Source organism: Panacibacter microcysteis (genome assembly GCF_015831355.1).
In the GTDB taxonomy this organism is placed as follows: Bacteria; Bacteroidota; Bacteroidia; order Chitinophagales; family Chitinophagaceae; genus Panacibacter; species Panacibacter microcysteis.
The window spans coordinates 2,046,327-2,061,242 of sequence record NZ_JADWYR010000001.1; the positions used below are offsets into that span (position 1 = coordinate 2,046,327).

The window sequence follows — 14,916 nt, forward strand, 5'->3', positions numbered from 1 at the left end:
AGCCGGTGATAACCGGTTTTGTTATTGTACAGACGTTTAAAAATTCCAATATCCATCAATGCCGGTACTGCTGAACCATACCAGTTTTTTTCATTATGTAAGACCGGCTTACCTCATTAACGCTGCGTTTTTCTTTGCTATACTGGCTGCAGTTTTTCTAACCCTTTCTTTTACCAGTCTCTACCGCCGGAAAAGGAGCTACTTTATTAAGCGCAAGGTGGAAAAGCGTTTTGAAACGCTGATCAGCAACGCATTGCTCGAAGAAGAAACGGCTGCTGAAATACCGGCAGGAATTACAAGACATTTACGCAGTAAAATAAAACGTGCATATGCGATACAGTTATTGGTCAATGCACGGAGAAGCATGCGCGGTATTGCGGGTGAGAACATCGTTTCTCTTTACCTGCAACTTGGTTTCAAGCACGATTCCATCAGTAAATTCAAAAGCCGCAGGTGGCATTTGAAAGCAGAAGGGATACATGAGTTGTATATGATGAACCAGCAGGATATGCTGGTGCATATATACCGTCATACTAATAACGCTAACGAGTATGTGCGTACAGAAGCACAAACCGCAGTGGTATACTTTTCTGGTTTTGATGGTCTTCGTTTTCTTGATTTGGTTTCCACACCCATATCAGACTGGCAGCAGGTAAAATTGTTGGAACAACTAAAACAGCTTACGCCAAAGGAGTTGACAGGGTTAAGCAAATGGCTGCGTTCTGAGAATGAGTCAGTGGTGTTGTTTGCATTGAGACTTGCAGAAGTGTACCAGCAGTTCCAGGTACATGAAGCAGTTGTGCATGCACTTTCTCACCAAAGTGAAAAAGTAAGGATACAGGCTGTAAAAACACTGGTACATATTGCCGATGAAACAACGGCCGCCGCACTGACCAGGCAATATTATAAAGAACGCTTTACCAATAAACTGAATATTCTCAATAATATCAGCGCTGTTGCGTCTGACGAAGACCTGGATTTTCTTGCGGCGGAGCTGGAAAACAGTAACCACTTTTTAAAAGTAGCTGCAGCAAATGTTATTGCTGCATGCTGCTCAAACGGAATTCAGTTATTGAAGGATAAGGCCAGCCTTGCTCCGCAATTGTATGCCGATATTTATCAACATGTAAAATTCCAGGTAAGCAGATGAACTGGACAAATTTGATATTTGATTATTTCACCTATGCGATCTTCACCTATTCGGTTACGTTGCTGTTGTTTTATATTTTTATTGCAGTTTATTCAGTAGGAGAGACCCGCCGTTACCTGCACAAAAATAACTATACGGATTACAGGTTGCTTGCTTCTTCTGTCCACTCGCCTTCTATCAGTATTATAGCTCCGGCGTATAATGAAGGTGTGACCATCATTGAAAATGTGCGTTCGCTGCTTTCTATCTACTATACCAACCTTGAGGTGATCATTGTAAATGATGGCAGTAAAGATGATACGCTGCAGAAGATGATTGATGCCTACCAACTGGAAAAGATTGATTTCCTTGTATCGTACCAGGTAAAAACAAAAGAGGTAAGAGGAATTTATAAAAGTAAAAATCCGGTATTTAATAAGCTGGTAGTAGTTGACAAAATGAACGGCGGCAAAGCCGATGCATTGAATGTAGGTGTAAATGTATCGGCCAATGATTACATTGTTTGTATAGATGTGGATTGTATACTGGAGCAGGATGCCATACTAAAAATGGTGAAGCCATTTATGGAAGAGACCGATGGTGTAAAAGTAATTGCATCGGGCGGCGTAATACGCATTGCAAATTCCTGTGATATAAAACATGGCAAGCTGGATAAAGTGCGGTTACCCCGGCAATACCTTCCACGCATGCAGTCTTTGGAGTATATCCGCGCATTTATACTGGGCCGCATGGCTTGGGCAAGACTGAACGGGTTGTTGCTTATATCCGGGGCATTCGGTGCATTTGATAAAGAACTTGTTATTAAATGCAACGGTTACAATACCAATACCGTTGGTGAAGACATGGAACTGGTGGTGCGCATGCGGAGGTATATGGAAGAAAAAAAACTGCCTTACCGCGTTAATTACATTCCCGATCCGCTTTGCTGGACCGAAGTGCCCTACAACTATACCATTCTTGGCAGGCAAAGAAACCGGTGGACACGCGGCACTATTGAAACATTGTCGATTCACAAAAAAATGTTTTTAAATCCTCGCTATGGCCTGCTGGGCATGCTTAGCTACCCCTATTGGTTCTTTTTCGAAATGCTGGCGCCGGTAATAGAATTTATAGGGTTCATTGCTTTCGTGTTTATGGCCGTTATGGGCATTATAGATTGGGAAATGTTTTTTTCGTTTTTCGTTTTCATTATCTGCTTTGGTTATTTGTATTCTGCGTTTTCCATTTATATGGAGGTAACCACTTACAACCAGTACAAACGAAAAACAGAAATAGCCAGGTTATTCCTGGCAGCGCTTACGGAGCCTTTTATTTTTCATCCTTTTGTAATATGGTCAGCCATAAAAGGATTTATGGATAAGATAAAAAGCGATAAACATGAATGGGGCGATATGGCCAGGGCGGGCTTTAATACAACGCCTGCCGCAACACCTCCTAAACCGAAGGCATCATGAGTGAGCAAGGGAAAAATATTAAATCTTTTTTTGCCAACAGCGGCAAAGGCTTTATGCAATTGTTCATGGTGTATAGCATGGCGGCTGTTATTACAGGCGTTGTTGAAATTTTATACGGTTATTACACGTTTGGTTCGGGTGAAGCAGCAGGCATTTTAGTGCTACAGGCTTTTGTAAAAACCTTCTTTGTGTTGTTGCCATTATGTGTGATGCTCTATATTTTTTATAGTTGTTGTTTCTTCTTCAGTAAAAAGCTGGCCGACTTTGTTCTCATCACCGTTGCTATCCTGTTATTGATTACGCAAATGGCACTTGCCAAATATTTTCTAACAGCATTGGTGCCACTAGGCGGAGATATATGGGGTTATTCTTTGCAGGAAGTAAAACAAACCGTAGGTGCCGGCGGTGCCTTATCTGCAGGCATGGTGATCTTTGGTGTTGTTATCATTGCATCACTGGTGCTGTTATTTATTTACGTGCCGCATAAAATAAGTATAAGCTTGTATGTAGCACCAGTGCTATTGGTATTGTCTATAACTGGCAATATATGCGCTGTTGCCGCCAAAGCAGACCAATGGAAAGCATCAGCAAAAGAATTTGACAATGCGCTTGCAACAAACAAATTATTTTTCTTCTGGCACCAGTCTGTACTGCATTTTTTTCCACCGGTGTATGAGGTGGACATTTATGCAGATAACTATATAGACGATCCTGCAGCTGCAGGGATTTTTTCGATGGCTGCTGCATTTAGCTACGTGGATGAACAATCATTTCCTTTTCTACACCAAAATGCAGTGCCCGATGTGCTCGGTAGTTTTTTTGATTCAACGGCGGAGAAACCGAACATTGTTTTCATTATTGTAGAAGGGCTCGGCAGGTCATTTGCTAACGAAGATGCTCCTTTGGGAAACTTTACGCCGTTTCTGGACTCGTTATCCAAACAAAGTTTGTACTGGCCCAACTTTTTGAGTGAAGGTGGAAGGACTTTCGCTGTATTGCCTTCCCTGCTTGGTTCTTTGCCTTTTGGTGAAAACGGTTTTGCAGAGCTTGGCAACACCATGCCACATAACATCAACCTCTTGAATACGCTGCATCACAACGGTTATGAAAGCATATTTTATTATGGTGGAGATGCGCATTTCGATAACATGGATCTGTTTGTAAAAAACAGCAACGGTATGGTGCAGGATATGCGGTCTTTTCCCGCCGGCTATACAAAACAACCTTCAGAAAATGGGTTTTCATGGGGTTATGGAGATAAAGATTTGTTCCGCTTTTACCTGTCGCAGTTACCCGCTAAAAAGCAACCTGCGCTAGATGTTTTGTTAACGGTTTCCATGCACAGCCCTTTCAAAATCAATGAGCAGGAAAAATATCTCGGTGCAGCAGAAGACCGCATCAGTAAGATCGCCACGTCTGAAGCAGAAAAATCCATGTTACTAAAGTTTAAACCACAATTTGCCAGTGTATTGTACACCGATGATGCACTGCGCAACTTTATCAGTCAATATGCACAACAGCCATCTTTCCGGCATACGATCTTTGTTATAACAGGCGATCATAGGATGCCCGAAATTCCAATGGAAAATAAACTGGAACGCTATCATGTGCCGCTGATCGTTTACTCGCCTATGCTCAGTCGTACCGCGACTTTCAGGGCCGTTTCCACGCATTTTGATGTGGCGCCTACTTTGCTCTCATTTTTAAACCACCGGTATAATATTGCCGTTCCTTCGCAAACAACATTTATCGGCACAGGGCTCGATACCAGCCGCGCATTTGGTAACGTTCACGCCTATCCGTTAAAGCAAACAAAAACCGACCTGGTAGATTTTATATACGGCAATTACCTGCTCAATAACAACCAGCTCTTTGAAATTACAAATAAGATGGATCTTATACCTGTAAATGATGAGTCCATAAAAGTAAAGATCACCGCGGCCTTCAATGGCTTCAGGCAGAAAAACGAAATGGTGAAAGCAAACAGCAGGCTTGTTCCTGATTCACTGTACCGGCATTACCAAACAGCCAATACACCGCTGGCAGTAAAATAAATAATCCTGGAGTAGATTTTTTGGGGATAGTATTTGTCAGCAGCGGTACACTATGGCATCGCCTGTTGTGTCACTCACTTGTGCGTTCCGTTTGTTATGGCAACTGTAGCGTTCCTGCAACCAATCGTGTTGCGGGGCATATCCTCCATGAACACTATTGTTTCTATTTTTTCAGCAGTTTATCAAACACAATCTTTTGCATTACGTCATCTTTCAGGCTGCGGCTTACCGGTATTGCATGTTGCGCAATATTGATGATGTTTCCTTCTATGCTTTTTATTTTATCAAGTGCAACAATGTAAGATTTGTGCACTTTTATAAACCTGTTTACAGGAAGTTGTTTTTCAACCTGTGCAAGCGTTATGTAACTGAGCATCTTTTTGTCGGCCGTGTAAATGGCAACATAGTTTTGCAACGCTTCTGCCAGCAGGATTTCATCGTAATTGATCTTTTCAAAGCGGTTGTCAACCTTCAGGTAAAAATAGCTGGCATCCTGTGGTTGTTGCTTTTGCTTCAATGCTATAAAGTCTTTTGCTTTATTTACCGCTTTTACAAATCTGCTAAAAGCAACGGGTTTCACCAGGTAGTCCACTACATCCAGCTCGTAACCTTCCAGTGCGTACTCCTGGTAAGCTGTTGTAATAATTACCACCGGCGGCTGCTGCAGAGATTTCAGAAATTCAATACCGCTCAGTTTGGGCATCTGTATATCGAGTAAAATAAGATCAACCGTATTTGTCTTTAGAAAGCTGTTTGCCTGCAATCCGTTTTCGCATACTGCAACAAGATCCAGGAATTCGATGTCCTGTACATATTCCTGCATGCCTTTTCGGGCCAGCGGTTCATCGTCTGCGATCATGCATGTTAGTTTCATGGCAGTGTAATGTTTAGTTGCACAGAAAATGTTTCGGCATTGTCATCAATGTATAGTTCATGATTGCCATTGTATAAAAGTTCCAGTCTTCTTTCTACATTTTTTAAACCAATACCACCCTCTTCATACACAGGCGCTGTTGCATCTTTGGTGTTTACAATATTGAAGGAAAACATATTGCCGGTTTTGTTTATATGAATATTGATGTAGTTGGGTTTATCTGTATGTGCAGATAAATATTTAAAGGCATTTTCTATAAAGGGGAGCAATAATAAAGGTGCAATGCTAAAGTTTCCTGTGGTGGCGCTTGCATTAAAGTTGATCTGGTAATGGTTGTCTTTACGAAGCCGCTGCATATCTACATAATGTTGCAGGTAATTGATTTCTTTTTCTATGGGTACGGTATCTGCATTGCATTCATATAACTGGTAGCGCAGCATAGCTGAAAACTTTTGTAAAGATTCCCTGGCAGTGGTATTTGCTTTGTCAATCTGGAAATGAATAGAATTAAGCGAATTGAAAAGGAAATGCGGGTTCATCTGCGCTTTAAGATATTGCAGCTCGGTGTTTAATTTTTCTACCTGTATTTTTTGCAACAGTTGTTGTTGATTATACCAACGTTTACTTAATTCCAGCGCTAGTGTGAAAGCAACATAGAATAAGGCTGTAGAAAAATTATAGTAACTATTAAGAAAGAAGTTGCGTTTGGCAACATCGCCTATTACATAGCCGTTAAGCCATGTATCGTGCAGGTTTTTAAGGGCAGTATAAACTACAAGGCATAACATGAGTGAAAAAATATAAAAGCTGTAACTGCCTTTCTTAAAAAACCGCGGAAACAGGTAAAGCATATTAAAGTAACAAACAGCGGCCAATAAACCATTGCGTAGAATGATCTCCAGAACAAAATGAAAAGGGCCGGCCTTCGTCCAGGTGAAACTTTTTAAAAAGCAGTGAAACAGGATGGTTACAAACCAGAATAAAACATGGTCGAGTTTATATTTAAAAAAAAGTTTCACCCGTATAAATTACGCCAAACCTGCAATATGAGAAAGGGTATTATGCAAAATGTAGCCCGTTCGTGATGAATTGCGTAAGCTTCGTTTTATGCTGTAAATGTTACAGGTAGTCAATTATTGAATAATAGCGTTTGGTACCACAGGATTTGCTTACCGGGTTTTCTATAATGGTTGGGTTTGTACAGGGTCTATACGCGGCATGAAGATCGCTATTGCCCAATATAGTTATGCAGTACAAGAGTGCGACGCAACAGGAGCTTAATAGTAGCAATACTGCCGGGTACATAATATTAAATACCCAGTTTGTCTAACACAATCTTTGCCATAAGGTAATATGCTTCGTGACTGTAACCGGCAATATGTGGTGTAACGATTACATTGGGCTGCGTACACAACCAGGATAATTGTTCCTGTTGCATGGTTGTATGTGTTTCCAGCTTTTCGTTTTCCAGCACATCGAGTGCGGCGGCTTTTATTTTGTTTTCTTTCAATGCAAGGATGAGTGCCGCCGTATCTGTAACCTTACCCCTGCAGGTTGTAAGAAAATAAGGTGGTTGTTTGAATGCGTTGAAAAATGTTTCATTGGCATAATGATGCGTTTCTTCTGTAAGCGGTATATGCAGGCTTATAACGTCTGCATAGCGGAAGATCTGCTCCGGTGCGGCTTCCCGTATGTAATCATGCGCAAAACCGTGCTTGTATTTATCGTACGCAAGTACGGTAACATTAAAAGGAGCCAGCAGTTTTGCAAAGGTTGAGCCCGTATTGCCAAAGCCGATGATGCCAACTGTTTTGCCGCTAAGCTCAGTGCCGCGGTTGGCATCCCGTATCCATTTGCCCTGCTTTACTTCATCGAAGCTGCTGCTGATTTTGTTCGTCAGGTTAAGCAATAAGCCAAGCGTATGTTCGGCAACAGCATTGCGGTTGCCTTCGGGGCTGCTAACACACCGGATGTTTTTTGATTCCGCATAAGGCACATCAATAAGTTCCATACCGCTGCCCAGCCGCCCTATCCATTGCAGTTGTGTAGCATTATCTAGCACAGGCCGATCTATCTTCAGCCTTGTTGTTATAATAAGCCCGGTGATATTTTCGATAACGGTTAATAATTCATCGTATGTAATGGCGGGTTCAAATAATACTTCGTAACCACTGTTCTGCAGGCGCTCAATTAAAGAGTCGTGGACTTTGGCAGTAACTAAAACTTTTTTCATTTCATCTTATACGTTAAGGCGGCAAAATCTGCAATGCTCAGTTGTTCTGCCCGTTTGTTGAAAATATCGTTTGTCAGTTCGTCTTCTGTAAAAAGGCTTTTGGTAGCGTTGCGTAAAGTTTTACGGCGCTGGTTAAAGGCGGCTTTTACAAGTACAACAAAAGACCGTTCACTCTTCACTGCTATGCTGTCTTTTCTCCTGTGCAGTTTTATTACGCCGCTCATTACTTTTGGTGGCGGGTTAAAACAGCCGGGCGGTACATCGAAGAGGTACTCCACATTGTAAAAAGCCTGTGTAAGCACACTCATAATACCATAGACCTTGCTGCCCGGCCCGGAAGCTATACGTTGGGCCACCTCTTTTTGAAACATACCAATGGTAACCGGAACAAGATCTTTCCATTCCAGTACTTTGAATACGATCTGCGTGGAAATATTATAAGGGAAGTTGCCAATTACAATAAACGGATCAGTAAAAGGTGCCGCTACATCAAGAAAACTCTGGTGAATGATCTTATCTTTTAGTGCCGGGTAGGTATGTAGCAGGTAAGCTACCTTTTCATCGTCAAGCTCTACGGCCTTAAATTCAATACCGTGCAGGCCAAGCATATACTTTGTGATAGCGCCTGCGCCCGGGCCTACTTCCACTACTTTGTTGATGGCGGTGCTGTGCATCGTTTCTTCCAATGCTGCAACAATTTTCCTGCTGATGTTTTCATCTTTCAGGAAATGCTGGCCAAGTGATTTTTTTAGCGTGTACTGCATGCAGGGCAAAAGTAAGGCAATGAGGCAATGAGGCAATGCGAGGGTAGAAGGTGCGATTTTTTTTGTTTTCTTGTGGATAGATAAAATAAAAAACACCCCGTTTTTTTTTGCGGAGTGTTTAATTCGTTATGCCCTAAGCCTAATAAGCCCTAATCTTTCAACCTTCTTTTTTGCCTGCTTTTATTCATGTACCACCAGCAGCGGCACCTTGCTCTGGAAAGCCAGTTTCTTTGTATGGCTGTTGATAAAAAGTTTATGAAAAATAGAATGCTCCCTGTGTACAGTAATAATCAGGTCAATGCTTTTGTCAGATGCAAATTGGTTAATGGCCTCTTCCACATCAAACAGGCGCAGGAAATAGAATTGCGGAAAGAACTCAGCAAACATCGTTTCCAGTTTTTTCTTCTCGCCTTCATACTCTTCAGAAAGCGCTATGTAATGGTCTTCGTTTACATTAATAATGTGCAGGCTCAGCTGAAATTCTTTCAATATCTTTTTTACCGGCACAGATGGTACGGTACTAACAACATCTTTTAAATCTGTTGCCAGCAAAACATTTTTCATACCCGTATATTTACTGTCTTCGGGTACAATCAATACCGGAATATATTTGTTGTCTGCAAGCTTCAGGGTATTGCTTCCCATAAAACGTTGTTCTGCTCTCGATTTACCGCCGGTTATACCCATAATCACCAGGTCTGCCTGGCGGTGGCGGGCAAGCTTTTCAAGTTCATCTAAAAAGTCTTCCGATTGCTCTACCAGCAAAGTAATTTTTAGTGGTGTAATATCCAGCAGCCTGTTTTTAAGGTTTTCCAGGTTTTCAAGTGCGTTTACATCACCAAAATCCATTTCATAGCAATGGTATAAGATCAGTTCAACGCCATAGTGGCCTGCCAAAAAATTGGCAGCATATTCTGCCGCATTCAACGATGTATCAGAGAAATCTACCGGAACAATAACAGTGTTCATAAGCTGGTTGGTTTTGTATAGTAAATTAATCGCAATGAAGTTATTGTTTTTTATGAAACCCATATCAACTGCGCCGTTTCATTTTAGAAAAATAAGATCGCACAGCGCAGCATAGTTATATCAATCATAAAGTATAATTATGTAAAAATTTTTGTGAGCCCGGCAGCGGAATAAAAATGAAGCTTCCGTTGCGTCGCACTCTTGTACGGCTATAACGCTGCTGGGCAGTGCGAAGATCTTAGCGGGTATTCATTTTTAGGAGAAGTGTTTCCGTCTTATTATCTTCAATACAATAATGCTTTCTATGAAACAATTAGTTTGCCTGCTGCTGTTCGTTACAATCACTGTCCACCTCTTTGCCCAGTTACGCATAGGTGCCGATAAACATTACCTGCAGAAAAAAGACGGTACGCCATTTTTCTGGCTGGGAGATACCGCCTGGGAACTGTTTCACCGGTTAAGCAGGGAAGAGGCTGTTACATACCTGCAAAACCGCGCAGACAAAGGTTTTACCGTAATACAGGCTGTTGTACTTGCAGAGCTCGACGGTTTGAATACACCTAACGTATACGGCGATAAGCCGCTTATTGACAATGACCCGGCCAAACCCAACGAAGCATACTTTAAACATGTTGATTTTATTGTAAAGGAAGCAGCAAAACGAAACCTTTACATTGCCATGTTGCCAACATGGGCAGATAAATGGTATAAAGACCAATGGGGCGTGGGGCCGGAAATATTCAATGCACAAAATGCAAAAGCATATGGTGCATGGATAGCAAAGAGGTACGCCGGCGCTGCCAATATCATTTGGGTAATGGGTGGCGACCGTATGCCGCAAAATGATGTTCACCTCTCCATCATCAGGGCAATGGCAGAGGGTGTAAGAAGTGTTGATACAAATCATTTAATGACGTTTCACCCCAACGGCGGGCATAGTTCTTACGAGTTTTTTCCCGAAGATGCGTGGATTGATTTTCATATGTCTCAAACAGGCCATAAAGTAGGTAACGCCGACTATAAGCAAAACATAAACGCTTATGCATTGGAAGTAATAAAACCGCATATAAATGGTGAACCAAACTATGAAGATCACCCCAACGACTGGAACCCAGGCGAAAAAGGCTGGATGGATGATTTTGACACACGGGAAGCGGCATACTGGAACATGCTTTCCGGTGGTGCCGGGCATACATATGGCAACCACAATATATGGCAAATGTATACAGAAGAACGTGTACCGGTAAACAATGCAAGAACACACTGGCAAACAGCCATGGATTACCGCGGGGCATTCTGTGTGGGTTACATGCGCAGGATGTTCGAAAAGCGTAATTGGCAAAAACTGGTAATGGATCAGTCAGTGATTACCGATGAAAACCCGGAGGGGGTGGAGTATAAGGTGGCAGCGGTTTCGGCAGACAAAGATTTTATGTTTGTGTATATTCCTTATGGAATAAAGACCACGGTAGATATGTCACGCATTGCCGCCGGAACCATACGCGGCTGGTGGTTTAACCCAAGGGATGGGCGGGCAATCAAACTTGGTGAATTTGGAAACACCGGGAAGAAAACATTTACACCAACATCTGTTGGCAGGGGCAGCGATTGGGTACTGGTACTCGATGATGCCTCTAAAAATTACCCCCCGCCAGAAGGAAGATAGCGGCATGGCCCGTATTGGTCGTATGATGGGTTACGCCTTGATCTGTATTTAGGAGTTTATCACTTGTGTTGCTGAATGTGGAATACAGTCTGTAAGAATGATATTCCCCCCGGAGTTTGCACGGTTGTACGCTACTGTTGGCTTACCGCTTATGTTTTCCCTCTCAAACCCTGCTGCCTGCGCTTTACGTGTTGCGCTGGTACATCCGGAGCCTGCAGCCGCCATGAAAGTGGAACCCTGAAGTGAGTGACACAACAGGCGATAATAAGTATTACTGCTGCCGGCACCAAAAAATAAAAGAATAAAGGCGGCCGTATCAATTTTAATAAAATATTCAGGCATCTATAAGATGGAGGCATTAGTTTGCGTTATAAAGCATAGTGTTTCAATTTTAAGCCTAAAACCCCCATGCACAAACAACCATTATTTGTCGCTATCCTGAGTTTTCTCTCGCTCTCTTTGCATGCACAAAATAACGATGAGCCGCTGAACAGTGGCGAAGTTTTAGAGCAATGCGTTAAATATTACGAAGAGGGCAATTACAAAAAAGTAATAGCAGCATGCAAAACAGTATCGCGCAACGATACCAATTATAAGCGTGTTTTACATGAGTTATCTTATGCAAGTTACCTCGACAGCCAGTTTGACAACAGCGTGAGTTATGCCAGGCTTGGCATGGCGGCTTATCCTGAAAAAGCTGTTGACTGGTACAATCTTTTGGGAAACAGCTATGATGGTCTTGGTAAAACAAAAGAGGCGCTTGGCAGTTACGACAGCATGCTTACGCGTAATCCATACAATTACCAGGGCTGGTTTAACAAAGGTCTTGTATACTACCACAAAGACAATTTTGCAGACGCAAAAACATGTTTTGAAAAAGCATTAATGATCAATCCTTATCATCCATCGTCTCATTATTTTTTGGGTGCCTGTGCCGTAAAGGATGGTAAGGTAGTACCTGCAATGCTCAGCTTTTCAACATGCCTGCTGATGGGTACAGAAGGTAAATATGCAGGTAACTGTGTAAAATTCCTGAGCAGCATTGCCAATGCTGCAGATGATATTACAAAATATACGGCATCGCCCAAACAATGGAGTGATGATGATTTTGACCTGTTGCAGGAAATTGTCATCAGCAAGATTGCGCTTAATGCAAAGTACAAGTTAAAGACAGACCTGGAAGACCCAATAACAAGGCAGTTACAGGTGATCATGGAAAAGCTGGAGTACAATGAGGCAGACAAAGGGTTCTGGATGCAGTATTATGTTCCTTTCTTTACAGATGTATATAAAAAAGGATCATTTAATGTCATGGTGAATTACATGTTTAGCGGTCTTGATATTAAAGCAGTAAAAAGCTACAACCAGAAAAACAAAAAAGAGATCAATGCCTTTGCAAACGATGCCGGCCTGTATTTTACAGGCATAAGAAGAACCGGCAAACTGATGGTAAACGAGCGAACAGATGCAAATAAAAAATATTATTTCTCAGATGGGTACCTGCTGGGTATTGGTAGCTGGACAACTGTTGGTTCAGAAGATCAACTTACCGGCCCGTGGACCTTCTATTTTGAAAATGGAAATGTAAAATCAAAAGGCACATTTGATGCCAGCGGTGAAAAAACAGGTGAGTGGAGCTATTACCATGAGAATGGCCAGTTAAAGCAAACCTGCCCTTTTGCAGACGGTAAAATACATGGCAAAGTGTATTCGTGGTACGACAATGGTAATCCATCAGAAGAAAACGAGTATAAAAATGATAAGCTGAACGGGCCAACGAAAGTTTACTACTACAACGGTCTTATAAAAAGAACCAGCAATTACAGCGATGATAAAAGAGAAGGCGAAGAAAAAGGATACACGTACGATGGTTTTCCCGATTATGTGGCCATTTATAAAAATGATGAATTAGACGGGGAGGTTACCGGTTATCACAACAATGGTAAAGTACACGTAATCAAACATTATACAAATGGTAAACTAAACGGCTTATATAAAGTATTTGCAGCCAATGGAACATTAACGCAGGAAGGTAATTATGCAGATGATGAATTGGTCGGGGAATGGAAAGAGTACTATGATGATAAAAAGATCAAAAGTGAGTATGCATATAAAGACGGTAAGTTAACAGGGCCCTACAAAACTTACTACGAAAATGGAAAGCCCCGCCAAATACAAAATTATAACAATGGCAAGGTTGATGGCAAAGAAGAGAATTTTGATGAAGACGGCATCAAATTCAGTGAAAGTATTTATGAGAACGGCCGCCTGAGAGAGCTTTCTTTCTTCGATAAAAAAGGCAATGCAGTGAATAACTTCACTACACGTCGCGGCGCCGGTAATCTTACTTTTTATAATGCGCATGGTACAAAAACAGATGAGGGCTATTTTAATAAAGATGGCTACCGGGAAGGTAAAACTACCTATTACTACGCTTCGGGTAAAGTGCGTACAGAAGCAAATTTCAAAGATGGTTTGTTGCAGGGTGAAAGAACGATCTATTATACCAATGGAAAAGTGTCCGAGAAAATAAACTTTGAAAATGATAATGAACAGGGCATCCTTAAAGGATTTCATATAAACGGAAACAAGCGGTACAATGGCTATTATAATGGCGGGTCTAAAGAGGCAGAGCATATTACGTATAATCTTTTTGGAACACCCGTGTCATCCTTTTATTACCTGGATAATGACCAGAATGGTTATACTGTTTACTATTCAGCCAACGGGAAAAAAGACTATGAAGAGTTGTATAAAAATGGCTGGTTGTGCAAAGCAATTCAGTATGACACAATGGGTAACATTCTTGCAGAAACAGATTTTCCCAAAGGCAACGGAGATCTTGTTTATAAGCACTACAACGGCAAAGTGTATATAAAAAGCGCTTATCGTAATTACATGGTACAGGGCAACTACGAAGCATTCTTTTTCGATGGTACACCAAATACTTTTATTCACTACAAAAACGGTTATAGAGACAGCCTTAGCAAAACATATTTTTATGGCGGCAAAGTAAGAAGCGAAGGACGCTATAATATGGGCGACAAAACCGCGGAATGGAAATATTATTACAGCAATGGCAAACTAAATTATATAGAGAATTATATAGATGGAGAAGAAGAAGGTACAGAAATATTATATAATGATGACGGCACCAAAGACAGGGTTATCACCTATCACAAAGGCAATCTCGAAGGCCCGTATATTTACTATGGAGATAATAATGAGCCGGCATTGCAGCTCAACTATCACAATGATGAAGTGGTAAGCTACACGTACAACGGTAAAGATGGAAAGCTCCTTGCGCCAATACCGGTAAAAAACGGTACAGTAAAAATAGTTGCGTACTATAGCAATGGGAATAAAAGTGTGGAAGTAAATTATGAAAACAATGAAATAGATGGCGTGCGTAAATTTTACCATACCAACGGAGAACTTTTTGTAGAAAGTGCCTGGATACACGGTTATCAGCATGGTCCGCGAAAGGTTTATTATACCGGCAACAAAAAGCAGCGGGAAGAAGAGTATTATTATGGAAACCAACATGGCGTAGCCAGGTCTTATTTTCCCAATGGAAAGGTTAGATTAGAAGAAAACTGGTACAACGGAGAATTGAATGGCCCCAGTAAATTGTACGACGAAACGGGAAAGCTAAAAGAGACACGTGTGTATTATTACGACCTGCTGGTAAACGTAATAAAAGAGTAAACCTGTTGGCCGGGCTGCATTGCTGCTATAAAGCTTTACTTGCG

General features: G+C 41.6%; 10 protein-coding genes. 5 read left to right on the top strand and 5 right to left on the bottom strand.

Annotated elements, in window-relative coordinates:
• Window positions 1-58 precede the first annotated feature (58 nt).
• From I5907_RS08265 to I5907_RS08275, 3 genes are read left to right on the top strand one after another with little or no spacing between them, the layout of a single operon-like run.
• Entirely contained in the window at window positions 59-1,150 is a 1,092-nt protein-coding gene (locus I5907_RS08265) for a HEAT repeat domain-containing protein (protein ID WP_196990242.1), read from the top strand.
• Window positions 1,147-2,604, top strand: a complete 1,458-nt coding sequence (locus I5907_RS08270) for a glycosyltransferase family 2 protein (RefSeq protein WP_196990243.1) — start codon at window positions 1,147-1,149, stop codon at window positions 2,602-2,604. Before I5907_RS08265 ends, I5907_RS08270 begins: the two co-directional genes overlap by 4 nt.
• Window positions 2,601-4,658, top strand: a complete 2,058-nt coding sequence (locus I5907_RS08275) for an LTA synthase family protein (protein WP_196990244.1) — start codon at window positions 2,601-2,603, stop codon at window positions 4,656-4,658. The genes I5907_RS08270 and I5907_RS08275 overlap by 4 nt, the downstream gene beginning before the upstream one ends.
• A gap of 163 nt (window positions 4,659-4,821) precedes the next feature.
• Here I5907_RS08275 and I5907_RS08280 read toward each other — a convergent pair whose 3' ends face one another.
• From I5907_RS08280 to I5907_RS08300, 5 genes are all read right to left on the bottom strand, one after another.
• On the bottom strand, window positions 4,822-5,532 hold the full coding sequence (locus I5907_RS08280) for a LytR/AlgR family response regulator transcription factor (protein ID WP_196990245.1): 711 nt from the start codon (window positions 5,530-5,532) through the stop codon (window positions 4,822-4,824).
• Window positions 5,529-6,551 carry a histidine kinase gene (locus tag I5907_RS21635; RefSeq protein WP_196990246.1) on the bottom strand — a complete coding sequence of 341 codons (1,023 nt, stop codon included), beginning with the start codon at window positions 6,549-6,551 and terminating at the stop codon, window positions 5,529-5,531. Before I5907_RS21635 ends, I5907_RS08280 begins: the two co-directional genes overlap by 4 nt.
• Before the next feature lie 290 nt (window positions 6,552-6,841).
• Window positions 6,842-7,765, bottom strand: coding sequence for an NAD(P)-dependent oxidoreductase (locus I5907_RS08290; RefSeq protein WP_196990247.1), 924 nt, complete (start codon window positions 7,763-7,765; stop codon window positions 6,842-6,844).
• Window positions 7,762-8,529: a 16S rRNA (adenine(1518)-N(6)/adenine(1519)-N(6))-dimethyltransferase RsmA gene (gene rsmA, locus I5907_RS08295; protein WP_196990248.1), complete on the bottom strand. Its 768-nt coding sequence runs from the start codon at window positions 8,527-8,529 to the stop codon at window positions 7,762-7,764. Before rsmA ends, I5907_RS08290 begins: the two co-directional genes overlap by 4 nt.
• Before the next feature lie 180 nt (window positions 8,530-8,709).
• Window positions 8,710-9,498, bottom strand: a complete 789-nt coding sequence (locus I5907_RS08300) for a universal stress protein (RefSeq protein ID WP_196990249.1) — start codon at window positions 9,496-9,498, stop codon at window positions 8,710-8,712.
• A gap of 304 nt (window positions 9,499-9,802) precedes the next feature.
• Here I5907_RS08300 and I5907_RS08305 point away from each other — a divergent pair, with 304 nt between their 5' ends.
• Both I5907_RS08305 and I5907_RS08310 read left to right on the top strand, forming a co-directional pair.
• The gene (locus tag I5907_RS08305) at window positions 9,803-11,164 is read left to right on the top strand and encodes a glycoside hydrolase family 140 protein (RefSeq protein ID WP_196990250.1); all 1,362 of its coding nucleotides are present in this window, start codon (window positions 9,803-9,805) and stop codon (window positions 11,162-11,164) included.
• A 408-nt stretch (window positions 11,165-11,572) separates the two neighbouring features.
• Window positions 11,573-14,872, top strand: coding sequence for a tetratricopeptide repeat protein (locus I5907_RS08310; protein ID WP_196990251.1), 3,300 nt, complete (start codon window positions 11,573-11,575; stop codon window positions 14,870-14,872).
• Window positions 14,873-14,916 lie beyond the last annotated feature (44 nt).